Below are 17568 nucleotides of genomic sequence, written 5' to 3'. Positions count from 1 at the left end.
ACCGGGGCCGGTGTGGGGTGCCGGCCGATCAGCCCGGGCCGAGCAGGGGGAGCGTGGGCCGGCGAGGAGTGCCCAGGGCTTCGTAGCCGCGCTTGATCGCGTCCTGCAGATGATCGAGCGGCCAGGGCCAGTCGTCGGTGTGCTTCAGCGCGTCGTCCAGGGACGTGCCGGCGTGATGCAGGCCGGAGATGGTGTTGGTGACCGTCCCCAGGTCACCGGCCTGGGCCCGGACGAACTCGGCATCGACGACCGCGCCGTGCCCCGGGACGACCTTTGCGGTGTCGGACAGCAGGCCGATCACGCGGTCGATCGTGTCGGGCCACTCGAGCGGGAACGAGTCCTCGCCGTACGACGGCGGCGCCGACTCCTCGACCAGGTCGCCGACGAAGAAGACGTCCACATCCGGTACGACGACCACCGTGTCGCCGGACGTGTGGGCGTTGCCGAGGTGCAGCAGTTCGACCCGGCGGTCGCCGAGGTCGATCACCTTCGCGACCGAGAACGTCGTACCGTCGAGGTTCTCCTCGGCCGCGGCGTTCTCGTGCAGGTAGACGGTGGCGTCGGTGAAGACGCTGTTGCCGACGACGTGGTCGAAGTGCGCGTGGGTGTTCACCACCCAGCGGACGGGAGCCTCGGTCAGTTCGCGGATGTGCGTCGCGAGTTCCTCGGCCTGTTCGGTGGTGGCGCGGGTGTCGATCACCAGGGCGCCGTCCCTGCCGACGACCAGGCCGACGTTGAGGTCCCATTCGTCGTACCGGCGGACCCAGCAACCGTCCCCTACCTCGACCCACTCGCTCATGGCGTCGACATTACTTGCTCAGCACGTCGCCCCTGATCACCTGCTCCCGCCGTACGTCGCGGAGCATCAGGCCGACGTTGTCGCCGGCCTTCGCGACCTTCACCGTCTTGCGGAACATCTCGATCCCGGACACCTCGGTCTGCAGCAGCGGCGAACCGGCGCGGCTGAGCAGCACCTGGTCGCCGACGGCGACCGTGCCCGCGATCACCCGGCCGGTGACGACCGTGCCGCGGCCGGTGATCGAGAACACGTCCTCGACGGTCAGTTCGAACGCGCCCGGCGTCACCGTGTCCTGCGGCCGTGTCTGCGGGACGGTGTCCACCGGCTTGCTCTCACGCTTCCAGAACTTCCAGCCCATACACCGACCCTAGCGATCGGGAAGCCCTATCCAGGGGACGGAATCGCACTTGAAGGCCGGTCGGGCGACGCCTAGTGTCGCGGTGGCGGTTCCGCAATTTTTCCGAGCTCGCTAACGAAACTTTCGAAGGGCGGACGGCGTGACGACACGACGTGCACTGGTGGTCCGGGGCGGCTGGGAAGGACATTCCCCGGTCGAGGCGACGGACATGTTCATCCCGTATCTGCGTGAGAACGGGTTCGAGGTGACCGCGTCCGGGACGACCGAGAGCTACCTCGACCTGGACGGCATCGACCTGGTGCTGCAGTGCGTCACGATGAGCGAGATCGAGCCCGAGCACTTCAAGGGTCTTGACGCGGCGATCCGCAAGGGGACCGGGTTCGCCGGCTGGCACGGCGGCATCTGCGACTCGTTCCGGAACAACGCCGACTACAGCTTCATCACCGGCGGCCAGTTCATCTCGCACCCGCACGGGTTCACCGACTACCGGGTCGACGTCGTCGCCGACCACCCGATCGTCGAGGGCATCACGCACTTCGACGTGCACACCGAGCAGTACTACGTGCACTACGACCCGACCAACACCGTGCTGGCCACCACCACGTTCAGCGCGCACCCGGACTACCCGTGGATCGAAGGCGCCGTGATGCCGGCCGTCTGGACCCGGACCTGGGGTGCGGGCAAGGTCTTCGTCTGCACCGTCGGGCACAAGCTGGACGACCTCGAAGTACCGGAGGTTCGCACGATCATCGAGCGGGGGCTGCTGTGGGCGAGCAAGTGACACGCGTCGGCATCGTCGGGACCGGCGTCATCTCCGGCACGTACCTCGACCACCTGGCCAAGCTCCCGGGCGTCGACGTGGTCGCGGTGGCCGACCTCGACCTCACCCGCGCCCAGGCGATCGCCGACAAGAACCCGGCGATCCGCGCGCTGTCGCCCGACGCCCTGTACGCCGCGGACGACGTCGACATCGTGCTCAACCTGACCATCCCGGCCGCGCACGCGGCGGTCCACCAGGCCGCACTCGAGGCGGGCAAGCACGTCTACGGCGAGAAGCCGCTGGCCGTCGACCGGGCCGAGGCCGAGCCGCTGCTCAAGTACGCCGCCGCCAACAACCTGCGCGTCGGTTGCGCGCCCGACACCGTGCTCGGCACCGGGACCCAGACCGCCCGCGCCGCCATCGACCGCGGCGACATCGGCGTACCCACCGCCGCGACCGCGTCCTTCGTCACGCCCGGCCACGAGCTGTGGCACCCGGCGCCGGAGTTCTACTACCAGCCCGGCGGCGGTCCGGTGCTCGACATGGGCCCGTACTACGTGACCAGCCTGGTCACCCTGCTCGGTCCGGTACGGCGGGTCACCGCACACGCCGGCCAGTCGCAGCAGGAGCGGAAGATCCACACCGGTCCGCGAGCCGGTGAGACCTTCCCGGTCGTGGTGCCGACGCACGTCACCGGCGTACTGGAGCACGCGTCCGGCGCGCTGACCACGCTGCTGATGTCGTTCGACGTATGGGCCGCCCGGCTACCGCGGATCGAGGTCCACGGGACGGAAGGCAGCCTGTCCGTGCCCGACCCGAACGGTTTCGACGGCAAGGTCGAGATCGCCACCGCCACCAACCGTGACTGGGCCGAAGTCCCGGTGGCCGGCGGGTACGCCGGAGCCGGCCGGGGCGTCGGGGTCGCGGACATGGCCCGGGCGATCCGCAACGGCGAGCCGCACCGGGCCGACGGAGCGCTGGCCTACCACGTGCTCGACGTCCTCGAGTCGGTGCTGGAGGCCGCCGCGCAGGGTCAGCCGGTGGACGTCGCGAGTACGGTCGAGCGGCCCGCCGCCGTACCGTTGGGAGCGTCTCCCGAGGTCGCATAACCTCGATCCGTGGCTCGAGGCGGGTCCCACGCCGGATTCCTGCACCGGGGACTGCTACGGCTCGGTAGACTGGCACTCGGATCAGCTGAGTGCCAAGGGTCGACGGAGAGAGGGTGGTGCGCGTGCTGGACGAACGCAAGCTGGATGTTCTCCGCGCCATCGTCGAGGACTATGTGGCGACCCACGAGCCGGTCGGATCGAAGACGCTGGTCGACCGGCACAACCTCGGGGTGTCACCCGCCACGGTGCGCAACGACATGGCCGCGCTGGAGGAGGAGGGGTACATCACCCAGCCGCACACCAGCGCCGGCCGGATTCCGACCGACGCCGGTTACCGGCTGTTCGTGGACAAGCTGAGCACCGTCAAGACGCTGTCGCCGGCCGAGAAGAAGGCGATCACCTCGTTCCTGGCCGGCGCGGTCGACCTCGACGACGTGGTCCGCCGGACCGTCCGGCTCCTCGCCCAGATCACCCGCCAGGTCGCGATCGTGCAGTACCCGTCGCTCAACCGGTCGAGCGTGCGGCACGTCGAGGTGGTCACGATGACGCCGCGCCGGCTGCTGCTGGTGCTGATCACCAGCACCGGCCGGGTCGAGCAGCGGATCGTCGAACAGCACGACGACGTCGACGAGCAGTTGATCGCCGACGTCCGGTCGCGGATCAACACCGCGCTGGCCGGGCAGCGGCTGACCGAGGCGGCCGCCTCGCTGGCCGCGGTCACCGAGTCGTTCGCGCCGGCCGACCGGCAGCTGGTCGCGGCGATCGTGACCACGCTGATCGAGGCGTTCACCGACGAGGTCGGCGAGCAGCGGATCGCGGTCGGCGGAGCGGCCAACCTGACCCGGTACGGCGACGACTTCGAGCGCAACGTGAAACCGGTGCTCGAGGCGCTCGAGGAGCACGTCATCCTGCTCAAGCTGCTCGGTGAGGCGACCAACCCGCAGACCCTCACGGTCCGCATCGGGCACGAGAACCCGTACGAGGAACTGGCCACCACCTCGGTGGTCGCGACCGGATACGGGTCCAAGTCGGAGGCGCTGGCCACGCTCGGCATCGTCGGCCCGACCCACATGGACTATCCGAGCACGATGGGCGCCGTACGCGCCGTCGCGCGCTACGTCAGCCAGATCCTGGCCGACAACTGACCACCGACCCTGGCTTGGAGTATGAGCACCGATTACTACGCCGTCCTGGGCGTCAGCCGCGACGCTTCACCGGACGAGATCAAGAAGGCCTACCGCAAGCTGGCCCGCCAGTACCACCCGGACGTGAACGACTCCGAGGACGCGCACCACAAGTTCCAGGAGATCGGCCGCGCCTTCCAGGTGCTCAGCGACCCGCAGAAGCGGCAACTGCACGATCTCGGCGGTGACCCGTTCGCAACCGGCGCCGGCGCGGGCCCGGGTGGCGCCGGTTTCGGGCAGGCCTTCACCTTCACCGACATCATGGACGCCTTCTTCGGCCAGACCGGCGGGGCCACCCGCGGGCCGCGGCCGCGGGTCCGGCGCGGCCAGGACGCGCTGATCCCGCTGCGGATCGAGCTGGCCGAGGCCGCGTTCGGCACGACCCGCGAACTGAAGGTGGACACCGCCGTACTGTGCCCGACCTGCTCCGGCTCCGGCGCGGCGGCCGGTTCCGAGCCGGTCACCTGCGACATCTGCCACGGCCGGGGCGAGGTGACCCACACCCAGCGGTCGTTCCTCGGCGAGGTGCGGACCATGCGGCCGTGCCCGAACTGCCGCGGCTACGGCACGATCATCCCGAACCCGTGCGTCGAGTGCGCCGGCGACGGCCGGGTCCGGTCCCGCCGGACCGTCACGGTGAAGATCCCCGGCGGCGTCGACACCGGCACCCGGGTGCAGCTGTCCGGCCAGGGCGAGGTCGGCCCCGGCGGCGGCCCGGCCGGCGACCTGTACGTCGAGATCGAGGTCGAGCCGCACGAGATCTTCACCCGCAACGGCGACGACCTGCACTGCACGGTCACGCTGCCGATGACGGCCGCGGCGCTCGGTACGACGATCGACCTGCCGACGCTGGAGGGTGAGACGACCCCGCTGGAGATCCGGCCGGGCACCCAGTCCGGTACGGCGATGACGCTGACGGCCCGCGGTGTGCCGCGACTGCGGCACGCCGGCCGTGGTGACCTGATCGTCCAGGTGATCGTCGAGACCCCGACCCGGCTCGACGACTCCCAGGCCGAGCTGCTCAAGGAACTGGCCCAGCTCCGCGGCGAGGAACGCCCCGAAGGCCAGGTCCAGGCCACCCACAAAAGCGTCTTCGGCCGCCTCCGCGACGCCTTCGGCGCCCACTGAAGGCCGCCCTTGCACGTGACCAGTGAAGCGGCGGTCTGAGTGGGTGTCGCGGTCTTCTTCTCGGACGATCTCCTTGGTGACGAGCTGAGGCTCGAAGGGGCTGAGGGGCGGCATGCTGCGGTGGTTCGGCGGATCGGGCCGGGGGAGCGGGTTCGGCTGACGGATGGGCGTGGTGGCTGGGCCGAGGGGGTGGTGACGGCCGCGTCGAAGTCGGGGGTGACCGTTGCTGTCGACGACCGCGGGTCGGGTCAGGCTCCGAGTCCGCGGTTGGTCGTCGTACAGGCTTTGCCGAAGGGGGAGCGGGCCGAGCTGGCGGTGGAGATGCTGACCGAGGTCGGCGCGGACGTGATCGTGCCGTGGAACGCGGAGCGGAGCCAGTTCCGCAGCAACCCGGAGCGGTCCGCGAAGACGCTCGCGAAATGGCGGGCGTGGGCTTTCGAGGCGAGCAAGCAGTCCCGCCGGACCTGGTTCGCCGAGGTGGCCCCGATCGCCACCACCGCCGAGGTCGCGACCCTGGTGGCCGGCGCCGCGCTGCCCGTCGTACTGCACGAAGAAGCGACCACCCCCCTGGCCTCCCTCGAGGTCCCCACCGACGGCGACCTCGTCATCGTCATCGGGCCCGAAGGCGGCATCTCCCCGGCCGAACTCAAGACCTTCGACGTCGACCCCGTCCGCCTCGGCGACACCGTCCTCCGCACCTCGACCGCCGGCGTGGCCGCCGCGGCAGCCCTGCTCGCCCCCACCCGCTGGGCCTGAGCGCGGAGTCTTACAAAGCCCGAACACTGGGGCGACGGCTCTCGAACGGTAGGCCGCGAGAGTCGGTTGTGTTCGAGTTGCCGAGACGTGGGAGTTGGAGATGCGTAGGTCCGCAGGCTTGGGTACGGCGGTTGTCATGGTGGTGAGCGGTCTGGTCGGAGGTACGACGGTCGCGGCGGCCGATCCCACGCCGACGTACGCGCCGATCACGTTGAGCCCGGAGGAGTCGCAGCGGCTGTGTGCCGAGGTACTCCCGAAGCTGATCGAGCGCCGGGTGAAGCTGGCGGCGAGGATCAACGGTGGGGCGGACGTGAAGGGCTCGGTGGCGTGGCTGAAGGCCCGGGCCGCCAAGCAGCGGGCCAAGGGACACGAGAAGGTCGCGGCCAAGCTCGACAAGCGGGCCGAGCGCCGGGCTGGGCGGCTCGAGCAGCTCGGCAAGGTCAAGACCGAGCTGGAGACCTTCAAGACCAAGCACTGCCAGGTGGTGAAGTGATCCGCCGGACCCTGGTCGCGCTCGTCGGTACGGCGGGTGTCGTGCTCAGCCTGGCGTCGTGCGCCGACTCCGCCGACCAGCCCACCGGCGGCCGACCGGAGCAGGTAGGCCGGCAGGGCGGCTCGACAACCGGCTCGCAGGCGGGGTCGCCCGGGCAGGAGCTGGCCGGGATCGGGTCTACCCTGGACGCGATCGATTCGGAGCTGGCAGCGGACGGCTCACCCTGAGCCCCAGGAGCAGACGATGGGCGCAGCACCCGGGCGCGGTCTGGTGCTGGTGGTGGAGGACGAAGCGGCGATCGCCGAGGTGATCACGCTGTACCTGCGGCGGGACGGGTTCGCCGTCCACGTGGAGTCCGACGGCGACGCCGCGGTGGCGGCCTGGCGGAAGCTGCGGCCGGTCGCGGTGATCCTCGACATCGGCTTGCCGGGCCGGGACGGCGCGGACATCTGCCGCACGATCAGGGCGGCCGGCGACTGGACTCCGATCCTGTTCGTCACCGCCCGCGACGACGAGGTCGACCGGCTGCTCGGCCTGGAGCTGGGCGCCGACGACTACATCACCAAGCCCTTCAGCCCGCGGGAGCTCGCCTTGCGGGTGCGGACTGTGCTGCGCCGCAGCGGTGGTGCGGTCCCGGCGGCCGAGGTCCTCACGGTCGGCGGAGTGCGCGTCGACGTGAGCCGCCGGCGCGCCTGGGCGGGTGACGAGGAGGTGTCGCTGACGTCCACGGAGTTCGACCTGCTGGCGCAGCTGTTCCGCCGGCCGGGCCGGGTCTTCGAACGCGATGAACTCCTCAGCTCGGTCTGGGGTTACCAGAGCTCGGCCGGCACGCGCACGGTCGACGTCCACATCGCGCAACTTCGCGCCAAGCTCGGCCCGGCGAGCCCGATCCGCACCGTCCGCGGTGTCGGGTACGCCGCCGACCTCGATCGATGACCGCTCGACGGGGCTCGCTGGCGACCCGGGTCGTACTGGTGTGCGTCGCGGTGGCCGGGATCGCCGTACTCGTGGCCGGTCTGGTGATGGCCGGGCTGGCCCGGCGGTCTGCGCAGGGTGTACTGCAGGATTCGCTGGCCGCGCAGGCCGACGTACTGGCCAGCCAGCTGGACGAACGCGGGCTGGGATCGAGGGCCGCCGGGTTGGGCCGGGCCGCCGAGGTGGTCAGGGGTCAGGGCATCGTCGTGGTCATTTTGTTGCCTCGTCGCGGTATCCAGCCGGCCGACCGGCAGGCGATCGACGCGGCCAGGGCGGCCGGCCTGACCGGGATCGGTGGCGGAGAACGGATCTCCGCGAAGGTGTCCGTCGACGGTCAGGAGTATTTGGTCGAGGCCAGGGGAGTGGGGCCGCGGTCCGGGTTCGCGCTGGTCTCGCCGATCCGGATGGCGGCCGACGCACAGCGGATCCTGATCCGGAACATCCTGTTCGCCCTGGGCGCCGGACTGCTGGTCGCCGCGTTGGCGGGCGGGCTGCTGGGTCGGCTGCTGTCCCGTCCACTTCGTCGTACGGCGGACGTCGCGGGGGCACTACGGCAGGGCCGACGCGACCTACGTGTCCCGGTCGAAGGACCGGCGGAGGTCGCGGAGGTGGCCGAGGCCGTCAACGAGTTGTCGGTCGCGTTGCGGCACAGCGAGGAGCGGCAGCAGGAGTTCCTGTTGTCGGTCTCGCATGAGCTTCGTACGCCGCTCACCGCCGTCCACGGGTTCGCCGAGTCGCTCGCGGACGGTGTCGTCACCGGGCCGGGTGCTCAGCACGCCGGTCAGGTGATCCAGCGGGAGTCGCAACGGCTCGAGCGACTGGTCAGTGACCTGCTCGACCTGGCTCGGCTCGGTGCCGACGAGTTCCGGCTCGACGTGGCGGAGGTGGATCTGCGCGAGACGGTCACCGCTTGCGCGGAGGTTTGGCGGGCGCGGTGCGAGCGGCAAGGCGTGAACTTCCGGCTCGAGGTGCCGTCGTCACCGGCCGTCGTGACGACCGACGCCCGGCGGATCCGTCAGGTCCTGGACGGCCTGGCCGAGAACGCGCTCCGGGTCACTCCGGCCGGCTCGCGGTTGACCCTGGCCCTGGACACATCGAGCCCCGGCGCGGTTGCGCTTCAGGTCCGCGACGGCGGTCCGGGTCTCACTCCCGAGGACTACGCCGTGGCCTTCGAGCGCGGCGTACTGCACGAGAAGTACCGAGGTCGACGGCCCGTGGGCTCCGGCATCGGCCTGGCGCTCGCCTTCGGCCTGGTTTCCCGCCTCGGCGGCACCATGACCGCCGCGCCGTCCCCCGAAGGCGGCGCCGCCTTCACCATCTGGCTACCGGCTACCTGACGTACACCGTCTTGGAATCGATGTCGGTGTCCGAGCCGTCCTCCGCGGAGACCAGGTAGGCCTCGATCCGCCACTGGCCTGGCGTCAGCTTCAGTGGGATGGCGAACGGCGAGAACTTCTGGCCCTCCTTGGTGTTGACGAAGTCGGCCACCGTCTCGCGAGTCTTCAGGTTGGTAGCGCGCCAGTTCACCGTTGCCTCGAAGGCGGCGGCGACCCCGGTCACGGTGATCGGGCTCTTGGTGACCTGACCGTCGGTCAGGTTGTCGATCCACACCAGCGCCTGGACCTTGCCGGCCTCGGCGCGGGTGAACGGTCGACTGGTGTCGATGTGCCCGAAGAGCAGGTGACCGGTCTGGCCGCGCTGGGTGACCTGGACCCGTTCGCGTGAGCTGTTCAGGGCGCCCTGCACCGTGTAGACGAGCTGCTGGGCCGCCACGTTCGCCGCTGCCTCGTCCAGTCTGGTCTGCGGAAGTTGCTTGAAGTCGACCGTGACGACATCGTCGGCCAGGGTCACCGAGCTCACCTGGGCCCCACGCCAAGGGGAGTAGTAGTCGGGGTCGCCCGGGTCCTTCGACGTCATCATCCGGACCGCGTCGAGCGCGGGCCGGCCGTTGATGACCTTGGTCCAGGTGCGATACAGCCGGACGGTCGGCTCCGCTGTCGTCGTGCCGACTCTCTCACCCAGCCAGTAGACCGGCACGGCGGTACTCCGGATCGGCTCAGGCGTGCCCCGGCCGGAGGGCGCGGTGGTCACCTTGGCGGAGGCGGACGGTGGAACGGTTGCCTGGGTCGGGACCGGGGTCGGGGCGGCGGTGGGGACCGGGGACGACGGGGCGTTGGTCGTGGTGGTCGTCGTGGCCGGGCTGCCCGCGAGCTGGTCGTCGCCGGATGGTCTGGAGTTGTCGTCGAGGACGGTGAAGGCGCCGATGGCCGCGGCCGTGCCGATCGCGGCCGCCCCGGCGGTGAGCACCCACGGACGCCGGGCGGCCGGGCGGCGCTGCGCTCGCACCCGGGCCTGGATCTCCGGCAGCGCGTCCGACGGCTCGATCCGCTCGGCCTCCTCGGCCAGCGCCCGCCGCACCAGTTCGTCGAACGAATCGTTCGGATTCTCGTTCATGCGTTCTGCTCCAGGAGCTGGCGCAGCGACTTGGTCGCCCGCGCGGCGTGGCTCTTCACGGATCCGCGGCTGATCCCCATCGTCTCGGCGATCTCGGCCTCGGACAGGTCGCCGTAGTACCGCAGCACCATCACGGTGCGCTGCTTCTCCGGCAGGATGCGCATCGCCTCGATCACCCGGTCGGTCTCGACCGTCCGGAGGACGGCCTGTTCGGCGCTCGGCTCGTCGGGAAGCGAGCGGGGCGTGTGCTTGTCCACCACCACCAGATGCCGCTGGCGCGAGCGGCAGCGGTTCACCACGGCGGTGCGCAGGTACGCGAGAGCCTTGTGCGGGTCGCGCAGCCGGTTCCAGCGGCTGTGCATGGCGACGAACGCGTCCTGCACGATCTCCTCCGCCGTACCGGTGTCACGCAGCAACAAGGCGCCGAGGCGGACCAGCGACGTGTAGTGCGCCGTGTAGACAGCCGTCAGCGCCTCGTCGGCATCCCACGAGGACTCTTGTGTCACGCACTCTTCGTACACCACCGCCGGTTGCGCCACGCAAAGACGACGCGAAGGCCACGTCCCAGGTTGACAACGGCGCTGCCCCGCCCGGATGAGAGCCTGAGGGGATGAAGCAACGCGGCGACGGCCAGTGGTCCGGACATCGCGACATCACCTACGCAGCGGTCGCCCGGTTGTACCAGCACCTGGCCGGACCCGACGGGACGATCCACGGCCTCCGGGAGCAGGAGTACGCCGAAGCACTGGACCAGGCGCAGGCACACCAGGACCGCGCCTTGGGCGCCGGTGTGATCAAGAACTTCGCCGGGACCGGGAAGTCCGTTCCGTACGTCGGTCTCGGTCCGACCGGCCACTCGGCGTACGCGAACCCGGACGCGCAGCGCGAGCACTTCATGGCGGACCCGTTTCGCCGGGGTGTGGACAACCTGGCCACGAACACCGAGTACATCTTCGACGAACTGGCCGCGGCGCACGGGGCGACCGAGGACGAGTTCAAGCATCTCGGTGCGGCCGCGCATGCACTGCAGGACAGCTACTCCGGCGCGCACGCGTGGCGGGAGGAGACCGTGTACGACGGCGATCCGGCGGCGCCCGTCCAGTCGCTGCACGTGTTCACACCGGCACATGCCGTGGGCATCGACGACGGCCGGAACACCCACTCGGACGAGTTCGACCAGCCGCCGGCCGACTCCGGATCCACCCGGGCCGCGATCGAGGCGACGTACCGGATGCTGCGGACTCACGAGCAGAACCGGGAGAAGCCGCCGGAGGAGGCGCTCCGGGCCCTGCGAACCGATCTCGGACCCATGCTGCGGCCGTCCAAGAGTGGAGTCACGGTGAGTCTCCACCCGACTCCGGAGTGGACCGCGGAACGTAACCGCCGCCTCGCCCTGGAGCACGGCGTCCTGCGGCCCGGGCCGTCGAAGGACGAGCTCACCCGGCTGTCCGGCGTACTCACCGCCAACCCCGCTCTCGGCGGCCGGGGAGCCGGTGCCACGGCTCAGGCTGGGTCCGGAGGGCGCCCGGCGAGCGTGTCCCGGCGAATTTCCGGTGAGGGTGTCGGACGGGACGGCTAGCATGGGTGGGTCAGTCATCACCGGCATCAGGAGGAAGAGCCTGTCCAGGCCACGCAGTATCGAACCGGACGCGCGCGCGAACGCCGCCGCCACCGCCACGCAGGCGTCGCACAAGATCGTCGTGCCGAACAGCATCGACATGGTGGCCCTGCTCGGAGCCCGGGACGAGTTCCTCCGCATCGTCGAGAAGGAGTTCGCCGCCGACATCATGGTCCGCGGCAACGAGATCACGCTGACCGGTGAGCCCGCCGAGCTGGCCCTGGCCGAGCGGCTGATCGACGAGCTGATCGCGGTGGTCCGCACCGGCCACGGGCTGACCGGGGACTCGGTCGAGCGCAGCATCGCGATGATCAAGGCGGCCACCGTCGAGAGCCCGCGCGACGTCCTGACCCAGAACATCCTGTCCAGCCGCGGCCGCACCATCCGGCCGAAGACGCTGAACCAGAAGCGGTACGTCGACGCGATCGACAAGAACACCATCGTGTTCGGCATCGGCCCGGCCGGTACCGGCAAGACCTACCTGGCCGTCGCCAAGGCGGTCCAGGCGCTGCAGGCCAAGGAGGTCAACCGGATCATCCTGACCCGGCCGGCCGTCGAGGCCGGTGAGCGGCTCGGGTTCCTGCCCGGCACCCTGTCGGAGAAGATCGACCCGTACCTGCGGCCGCTGTACGACGCCCTGCACGACATGCTGGACCCGGAGTCGATCCCGCGGCTGATGACGGCCGGCACGATCGAGATCGCGCCGCTGGCCTACATGCGAGGCCGGACCCTGAACGACGCCTACATCATCCTGGACGAGGCGCAGAACACCTCGCCGGAGCAGATGAAGATGTTCCTCACCCGGCTCGGTTTCGGCTCCAAGATGGTGGTCACCGGCGACGTCACCCAGGTCGACCTGCCGACCGGCACGAATTCGGGCCTGCGGGTCGTCCAGGAGATCCTGGACGGCGTCCAGGACCTGGCGTTCTGCCGGCTCACCTCGCACGACGTCGTCCGGCACAAGCTGGTCGGCCGGATCGTCTCGGCGTACGAGAACTACGAAGGCAGCTCTGACGGCAAGCGATGAACGTCGAGGTCAACAACGAGTCCGGGATCGAGATCGACGCGAACGGGCTGATGCGGCTGAGCCGCTTCGTCATGCAGTCGCTGCGCCTGCACCCGGAGTGCGAACTGTCGATCAAGCTGGTCGACGAGGACACCATGGCGCGCTACCACGTCGAGTTCCTGGACCTGCCGGGTCCGACCGACGTGATGTCGTGGCCGATGGACGAACTGCGGCCCGGTTCCTCGGACTCGGCGGACGACTCCGAGCTTCCCCTGGGGCATCTCGGCGACATCGCGCTGTGCCCGACCGTGGCGGCCGCGCAGGGCGCCAAGGCCGGGCACGGCACCTGGGCCGAGCTGGAGCTGCTGACCGTGCACGGGATCCTGCACCTGCTCGGGTACGACCACGCCGAGCCCGCCGAGAAGGCGGAGATGTGGGACGTCCAGGGCCGGCTGCTGGAAGCCTGGCGCGCTCCAGGAAACCGGCTCGGACAGGAGTGACGTCGCGGTGAGCTCCCACGACCTCGTCCTGCTGGTTGTGGCTGTTGGGCTCGTCCTGCTCGCCGGTCTGTTCGCCGGTGCCGAGGCAGCCCTGTCGTCGTACTCGAAGGTGCGGGCGAACCAACAGGTCGAGCAGGGCAACCTGCGCGCGATCCGGCTGCGCGACCTGCTCTCCGACGCGCCGCGGTACCTGAACTCGCTGCTGCTGGTCCGGCTGATCTGCGAGATCACCGCGATCGTGCTGGTCACCCAGGCGCTGTCGGACGTCCTCCCGATCACCTGGCAACACATCCTGATCACCGCCGTGGTGATGGTGCTGATCTCGTACGTGATCATCGGCGTCGCGCCGCGCACCCTCGGCCGGCAGCACTCCGATCGGTTCGCGATCCTCTCGGCCGGGCCGGTGATGGCGCTGACCCGGGTGCTCGGGCCGTTGCCGAAGGTGCTGATCATGCTGGGCAACGCGCTCACCCCGGGCAAGGGGTTCGCCGAGGGCCCGTTCGCGACCGAGGCCGAGCTGCGCGCGCTGGTCGACTACGCCGAGAAGTCGGCGGTGATCGAGTCCGGCGAGCGGCAGATGATCCACTCGGTGTTCGAGCTCGGCGACACCATCGTCCGCGAGGTGATGGTGCCGCGGACCGACATGGTCTACATCGAGAAGCACAAGAAGCTGCGCCAGCTCACCTCGCTGGCGCTGCGGTCGGGGTACTCCCGGATCCCGGTGATCGGCGAGTCGCTGGACGACATCCTCGGCGTCGTCTACCTCAAGGACGTGATGCGCCGGGTGTACGACAACGCGCAGGCCGAGTCGACCGAGCGGGTCGAGTCGGTGATGCGGCCGTGCATGTACATCCCGGATTCCAAACCCATCGACGAGCTGCTGCGCGAGATGCAGGCGGCCCGCATGCATGTCGCGATGGTCGTCGACGAGTACGGCGGAACGGCCGGTCTGGTCACCATCGAGGACATCCTGGAGGAGATCGTCGGCGAGATCACCGACGAGTACGACGAGGTGCCCGACTCGGTGCAGGAGCTGTCGGACGGGGCGTACCGGGTGTCGAGCCGGTTGCCGATCGACGAGCTCGGCGAGTTGTTCGGCGTACCGCTGGACGACGACGACGTCGACACCGTCGGCGGCCTGATGGCGAAACTGCTCGGCAAGGTGCCGATCCCCGGCGCCGAGGTGGAGATCGCGGGTCTGTCGCTGACGGCGGAGCGGCCGTCCGGGCGCCGCAACCAGGTCGGTACTGTGCTGGTACGGCGGGAGGAGACCGCCGACCCCGCGCACGACCCCAACCACCAGCACGCCTGACCCACTTCACCCGGTCGCACCGGTTCGATTTCTTGGGAGCACTTCTTGTCAGACCTCTCGGCCGAGGACGCCAAACTCGTCACGCTCGCCCGCGCCGCCCGGGCCCGCACTCGCGCGGCCGAAGGCGCCGCCGTACGGGACTCCGACGGGCGGACGTACGCCGCCTGCACGGTGGCGCTGGACACCGTCGACCTGACCGCGCTCCAGCTGGCGGTGGCGATGGCGCTGTCCTCGGGGGTGAAGGGCCTGGAGGCCGCCGCGGTGGTCACCGACGCGGAGTCCGCCGACGTCGGCGTGGTCCGGCACTTCGCCGGCGCCGCGGTTCCCGTCGTAGTTGCCAATGGCACCGGAGAGGTCCGCGATGTCGTCCACACCTGAGGCCTTCAAGTCCGGCTTCGCCTGCTTCGTCGGGCGGCCCAACGCCGGCAAGTCCACCCTCACCAACGCTCTGGTGGGGAAGAAGATCGTGATCACCTCGTCGAAGCCGCAGACCACCCGGCACGCGGTCCGCGGGATCGTGCACCGGCCGGACGCCCAGCTCGTACTCGTCGACACCCCGGGCCTGCACAAGCCGCGCACCCTGCTGGGCGAGCGGCTGAACGACCTGGTCAAGACCACCTGGGCCGAGGTCGACGTGATCGCGGTCTGCCTGCCGGCCAGCGACAAGATCGGCCCGGGTGACCGGTTCCTGGTCAGCGAGGCGGCCAAGGTCGCGCGGACCCCGAAGGTCGCGCTCGCCACCAAGGCCGACCTGGTCGAACCGGACCGGATGGTCGAGCACCTGGCCGAGATCGCCGCGCTGGGGGAGTCGGCCGGGATCGAGTGGGCCTCGATCGTGCCGGTGTCGGCCACGTCCGGCTACCAGGTCGACCTGGTCGCCGACGAACTCGTGAAGCTGCTGCCCGAGGGCCACCCGCTGTACCCGGACGGCGACATCACCGACGAGCCCGAGGAGACCCTGGTCGCGGAGCTGATCCGCGAGGCCGCGCTAGAGGGTGTGCGCGACGAGTTGCCGCACTCGATCGCCGTCACCATCGACGAGATGGGGCTGCGCGAGGGCCGCCCGGAGGACAAGCCGCTGCTCGACGTGTACGCCAACATCTTCCTCGAGCGGGACAGCCAGAAGGGCATCGTGATCGGCCACAAGGGTGCCCGCCTGCGCGAGGTCGGCGCCGCCGCCCGGCGTCAGATCGAGGCCCTGCTGGGTACGCCGGTCTACCTCGACCTGCACGTCAAGATCGCCAAGAACTGGCAGACCGACGCCAAACACCTCCGCAAACTGGGCTTCTGAATGCCCCTGCAGAACCCGGTGTACGCCGCCCTGACCGGCCCACACTCTCCATTCGCCGAAACCCGCGGCAACGCCCGGTGTTACCCGAAGGCCGTCGCCCCGTTCCTGGCCATCCCGGACGACCCTGAACCGCAGGACTGGTTGGACGCCGCCGAGCTGCTCGGCACCGGCACCGTCGCCGCTCTGATGCGCCCGGACCTGCCGGTCCCGGACAGTTTCAAGCTCGACCGCCAGTTCGACCTGGTCCAGTACGTCGCCCCGCCGAATCTGGCCGCACCGGACGACGAGGCCGTCGTACTGACGTTGGACGACGTACCGGACATGCTCGCCCTCGTCGCCCTGACCGACCCCGGCCCGTTCCGCTCTCGGACGATCGAGCTGGGGACCTACCTCGGCATCAGGCGCCGGGGCGAGCTGGTCGCGATGGCGGGCACGCGCTTCGCGCTGCCTACCCACACCGAGATCAGTGCGGTCTGCACGCATCCGTCGTACCGCGGTGAAGGTCTCGCCACCCGGCTGGTCCGCGCGGTGGCCGCCCACATCGAGGCGACCGGCCGCCGGCCCTTCCTGCATACCGGCGGCACCAACACCCGTGCGATCCGCCTCTACGAGTCCCTCGGATTCACCTTGTCCAACCAGATGAAGGTAACCGTCGTCGAGCCGGTCTAGAGCGACTTCCGGTACGCGATCACGCGACCGACGATGCGGTCCTCCTACACCCTCCGTCTTTTAGAGCGACTTCTGGTACGCGATCACGCGACCGACGATGCGGTCCTCCCACACCCTCCGTCTTTTAGAGCGACTTCTGGTACGCGATCACGCGACCGACGATGCGGTAGTTCAGCTGTTCGTTGATGGCGATCATGTGGGCGTTGGACTCGGCGTTCCAGGTGTCCAGCTGGGTGATGGCTGGTTCCTGCTCACGCATCCAGCGGAGCATGGCGGTCTTGACCAGGGCGCCGAGGCGGTGGCCGCGGTGGGCGCGGTCGACCGCGGTGTCGTGCTGCTCGGCGATGTGCGGTCGTTCCCGCTCGACCACGATCGTCGAGTGCCCGGCCAGTTCGCCGGTCGACGACTTCCGCGCGATCACGCGGTAGATCTTCCGGTCGTGCGCCTCCTGGGCCGCCTCGTACGTGCGCAGGCGCTCGGGCGTGAACACGTCGTCCTCGATGTCCAGGTCGTCCTTCGGCGCGTCGTTGATCGCCGCGGTGAGCGCGACCATGCCGTCGAGCAGGTCGTCCGGCAACCGCCCTGACACCTGGAGCAGCTCGTAGCCGGCCGACGCCTGGACCGCTTCGTCGTACAGGCGCTCGACGACGGACCAGTCGAGTCCGGCGATGTCCTGTCGCCGGTTGACCTCGACCGCCTTCCGCTCGAACCCGTGCCGCTCGGCGAACGCGTTGGCCTTGGGCAGGTCCCAGTTGCCGGTGCCGAGTGAGGTGCGGCCCAGCTCGCGAGCCACCTGTTCGCCGTATTCGAGCAGTTCCGAGCCGATGCCGCGGCCGCGATGGTCCGGATGCACACCGACGTCGACCCACGCGAGGTGCGTGTTGTCGTAGTTCGGGGCGTGCAGACCGAGAAGACCGACGGTCGTGCCGTCGTCCTCGCGAGCCAGGTAGGCCTGGCCGGGGTCACCGTCCCAGCCGTGCTTCAGGCCGGCGGCATAGCTGCGCGGGGTCGGCAGCAGCGCCTCCGGGCAGTCCAGCTTGGCTGCGGCACTCATCAGCGCTACCGCGTCGGCGCACCCGACCTCGTCGTCGGGGGACAGTCTCGTGATCTCCACGTGCCCAGCTTCCACACCCGTACGGTTTACCGCGAGTGATTT

Annotated in this window: 21 protein-coding genes; 16 read left to right on the top strand and 5 right to left on the bottom strand. The window is 69.9% G+C overall.

What is annotated here, in order from left to right; translation table 11 throughout:
• Window positions 1–28: 28 nt before the first annotated feature.
• Together ACYVOK_RS21490 and ACYVOK_RS21485 are read right to left on the bottom strand one after the other, a co-directional pair.
• Complete coding sequence (locus ACYVOK_RS21490; protein ID WP_460664271.1) at window positions 29–799, bottom strand: MBL fold metallo-hydrolase; 771 nt, start codon at window positions 797–799, stop codon at window positions 29–31.
• Window positions 800–809: 10 nt separating this feature from the next.
• Window positions 810–1157 (bottom strand): EF-Tu/IF-2/RF-3 family GTPase, encoded by a 348-nt coding sequence (locus tag ACYVOK_RS21485; RefSeq protein WP_460664270.1) that lies wholly within the window; start codon window positions 1155–1157, stop codon window positions 810–812.
• Window positions 1158–1296: 139 nt separating this feature from the next.
• On the opposite strand from ACYVOK_RS21485, the gene ACYVOK_RS21480 reads away from it, so the two are divergent.
• The 9 genes from ACYVOK_RS21480 (at window position 1297) to ACYVOK_RS21440 (ending at window position 8899) form a co-directional block, all read left to right on the top strand.
• Window positions 1297–1938: a ThuA domain-containing protein gene (locus ACYVOK_RS21480; RefSeq protein ID WP_460664269.1), complete on the top strand. Its 642-nt coding sequence runs from the start codon at window positions 1297–1299 to the stop codon at window positions 1936–1938.
• Window positions 1923–3026: a Gfo/Idh/MocA family protein gene (locus ACYVOK_RS21475; protein WP_460664268.1), complete on the top strand. Its 1104-nt coding sequence runs from the start codon at window positions 1923–1925 to the stop codon at window positions 3024–3026. The genes ACYVOK_RS21480 and ACYVOK_RS21475 overlap by 16 nt, the downstream gene beginning before the upstream one ends.
• 122 nt (window positions 3027–3148) lie before the next feature.
• Window positions 3149–4171 (top strand): heat-inducible transcriptional repressor HrcA, encoded by a 1023-nt coding sequence (gene hrcA, locus ACYVOK_RS21470; RefSeq protein ID WP_460664267.1) that lies wholly within the window; start codon window positions 3149–3151, stop codon window positions 4169–4171.
• A 21-nt stretch (window positions 4172–4192) separates the two neighbouring features.
• Window positions 4193–5338 carry a molecular chaperone DnaJ gene (dnaJ, locus tag ACYVOK_RS21465; protein WP_460664266.1) on the top strand — a complete coding sequence of 382 codons (1146 nt, stop codon included), beginning with the start codon at window positions 4193–4195 and terminating at the stop codon, window positions 5336–5338.
• Between the two features lie 39 nt (window positions 5339–5377).
• Window positions 5378–6094: a 16S rRNA (uracil(1498)-N(3))-methyltransferase gene (locus tag ACYVOK_RS21460; RefSeq protein WP_460664265.1), complete on the top strand. Its 717-nt coding sequence runs from the start codon at window positions 5378–5380 to the stop codon at window positions 6092–6094.
• Between the two features lie 100 nt (window positions 6095–6194).
• On the top strand, window positions 6195–6587 hold the full coding sequence (locus ACYVOK_RS21455) for a hypothetical protein (protein WP_460664264.1): 393 nt from the start codon (window positions 6195–6197) through the stop codon (window positions 6585–6587).
• Window positions 6584–6814 carry a hypothetical protein gene (locus ACYVOK_RS21450; RefSeq protein ID WP_460664263.1) on the top strand — a complete coding sequence of 77 codons (231 nt, stop codon included), beginning with the start codon at window positions 6584–6586 and terminating at the stop codon, window positions 6812–6814. Before ACYVOK_RS21455 ends, ACYVOK_RS21450 begins: the two co-directional genes overlap by 4 nt.
• Window positions 6815–6830: 16 nt before the next feature.
• Complete coding sequence (locus ACYVOK_RS21445) at window positions 6831–7523, top strand: response regulator (RefSeq protein WP_460664262.1); 693 nt, start codon at window positions 6831–6833, stop codon at window positions 7521–7523.
• Window positions 7520–8899 (top strand): sensor histidine kinase, encoded by a 1380-nt coding sequence (locus tag ACYVOK_RS21440; protein WP_460664261.1) that lies wholly within the window; start codon window positions 7520–7522, stop codon window positions 8897–8899. Before ACYVOK_RS21445 ends, ACYVOK_RS21440 begins: the two co-directional genes overlap by 4 nt.
• Here the strand turns inward: ACYVOK_RS21440 and ACYVOK_RS21435 are convergent.
• Together ACYVOK_RS21435 and ACYVOK_RS21430 are read right to left on the bottom strand one after the other, a co-directional pair.
• Window positions 8892–10016: a Gmad2 immunoglobulin-like domain-containing protein gene (locus ACYVOK_RS21435; RefSeq protein WP_460664260.1), complete on the bottom strand. Its 1125-nt coding sequence runs from the start codon at window positions 10014–10016 to the stop codon at window positions 8892–8894. The two genes, ACYVOK_RS21440 and ACYVOK_RS21435, sit on opposite strands and share 8 nt — an antisense overlap.
• The gene (locus tag ACYVOK_RS21430; RefSeq protein WP_460664259.1) at window positions 10013–10522 is read right to left on the bottom strand and encodes a SigE family RNA polymerase sigma factor; all 510 of its coding nucleotides are present in this window, start codon (window positions 10520–10522) and stop codon (window positions 10013–10015) included. The genes ACYVOK_RS21435 and ACYVOK_RS21430 overlap by 4 nt, the downstream gene beginning before the upstream one ends.
• Before the next feature lie 104 nt (window positions 10523–10626).
• On the opposite strand from ACYVOK_RS21430, the gene ACYVOK_RS21425 reads away from it, so the two are divergent.
• The 7 genes from ACYVOK_RS21425 (at window position 10627) to ACYVOK_RS21395 (ending at window position 16412) form a co-directional block, all read left to right on the top strand.
• Window positions 10627–11595 (top strand): hypothetical protein, encoded by a 969-nt coding sequence (locus tag ACYVOK_RS21425; RefSeq protein WP_460664258.1) that lies wholly within the window; start codon window positions 10627–10629, stop codon window positions 11593–11595.
• Between the two features lie 139 nt (window positions 11596–11734).
• Complete coding sequence (locus tag ACYVOK_RS21420; RefSeq protein WP_460664520.1) at window positions 11735–12661, top strand: PhoH family protein; 927 nt, start codon at window positions 11735–11737, stop codon at window positions 12659–12661.
• Window positions 12658–13140, top strand: a complete 483-nt coding sequence (gene ybeY / locus ACYVOK_RS21415; RefSeq protein WP_460664257.1) for an rRNA maturation RNase YbeY — start codon at window positions 12658–12660, stop codon at window positions 13138–13140. Before ACYVOK_RS21420 ends, ybeY begins: the two co-directional genes overlap by 4 nt.
• Window positions 13141–13147: 7 nt before the next feature.
• Window positions 13148–14452, top strand: coding sequence for a hemolysin family protein (locus ACYVOK_RS21410; protein WP_460664256.1), 1305 nt, complete (start codon window positions 13148–13150; stop codon window positions 14450–14452).
• A gap of 45 nt (window positions 14453–14497) precedes the next feature.
• Window positions 14498–14830: a cytidine deaminase gene (locus ACYVOK_RS21405; RefSeq protein WP_460664255.1), complete on the top strand. Its 333-nt coding sequence runs from the start codon at window positions 14498–14500 to the stop codon at window positions 14828–14830.
• The gene (gene era / locus ACYVOK_RS21400; RefSeq protein WP_460664254.1) at window positions 14814–15743 is read left to right on the top strand and encodes a GTPase Era; all 930 of its coding nucleotides are present in this window, start codon (window positions 14814–14816) and stop codon (window positions 15741–15743) included. Before ACYVOK_RS21405 ends, era begins: the two co-directional genes overlap by 17 nt.
• On the top strand, window positions 15744–16412 hold the full coding sequence (locus tag ACYVOK_RS21395) for a GNAT family N-acetyltransferase (protein WP_460664253.1): 669 nt from the start codon (window positions 15744–15746) through the stop codon (window positions 16410–16412). It abuts the gene before it with no gap.
• Between the two features lie 124 nt (window positions 16413–16536).
• On the opposite strand, the gene ACYVOK_RS21390 is transcribed toward ACYVOK_RS21395, so the two are convergent.
• Window positions 16537–17526, bottom strand: coding sequence for a GNAT family N-acetyltransferase (locus tag ACYVOK_RS21390; protein WP_460664252.1), 990 nt, complete (start codon window positions 17524–17526; stop codon window positions 16537–16539).
• Window positions 17527–17568 lie beyond the last annotated feature (42 nt).

Source organism: Kribbella swartbergensis, assembly GCF_054784135.1.
This window is presented reverse-complemented; position numbering and strand designations above follow the sequence as displayed.

What these genes read in the sequence shown, in the direction of transcription:
- ACYVOK_RS21395 (WP_460664253.1), top strand. Translation starts at nt 15,744, where the DNA reads ATGCCCCTGCAGAACCCGGTGTACGCCGCCCTGACCGGCCCACACTCT.
- ACYVOK_RS21440 (WP_460664261.1), top strand. Translation starts at nt 7,520, where the DNA reads ATGACCGCTCGACGGGGCTCGCTGGCGACCCGGGTCGTACTGGTGTGC.
- dnaJ (WP_460664266.1), top strand. Translation starts at nt 4,193, where the DNA reads ATGAGCACCGATTACTACGCCGTCCTGGGCGTCAGCCGCGACGCTTCA.
- ACYVOK_RS21455 (WP_460664264.1), top strand. Translation starts at nt 6,195, where the DNA reads ATGCGTAGGTCCGCAGGCTTGGGTACGGCGGTTGTCATGGTGGTGAGC.
- ACYVOK_RS21425 (WP_460664258.1), top strand. Translation starts at nt 10,627, where the DNA reads ATGAAGCAACGCGGCGACGGCCAGTGGTCCGGACATCGCGACATCACC.
- ACYVOK_RS21435 (WP_460664260.1), bottom strand. Translation starts at nt 10,016, where the DNA reads ATGAACGAGAATCCGAACGATTCGTTCGACGAACTGGTGCGGCGGGCG.
- ACYVOK_RS21420 (WP_460664520.1), top strand. Translation starts at nt 11,735, where the DNA reads ATGGTGGCCCTGCTCGGAGCCCGGGACGAGTTCCTCCGCATCGTCGAG.
- ACYVOK_RS21445 (WP_460664262.1), top strand. Translation starts at nt 6,831, where the DNA reads ATGGGCGCAGCACCCGGGCGCGGTCTGGTGCTGGTGGTGGAGGACGAA.
- ACYVOK_RS21485 (WP_460664270.1), bottom strand. Translation starts at nt 1,157, where the DNA reads ATGGGCTGGAAGTTCTGGAAGCGTGAGAGCAAGCCGGTGGACACCGTC.
- ybeY (WP_460664257.1), top strand. Translation starts at nt 12,658, where the DNA reads ATGAACGTCGAGGTCAACAACGAGTCCGGGATCGAGATCGACGCGAAC.
- ACYVOK_RS21490 (WP_460664271.1), bottom strand. Translation starts at nt 799, where the DNA reads ATGAGCGAGTGGGTCGAGGTAGGGGACGGTTGCTGGGTCCGCCGGTAC.
- era (WP_460664254.1), top strand. Translation starts at nt 14,814, where the DNA reads ATGTCGTCCACACCTGAGGCCTTCAAGTCCGGCTTCGCCTGCTTCGTC.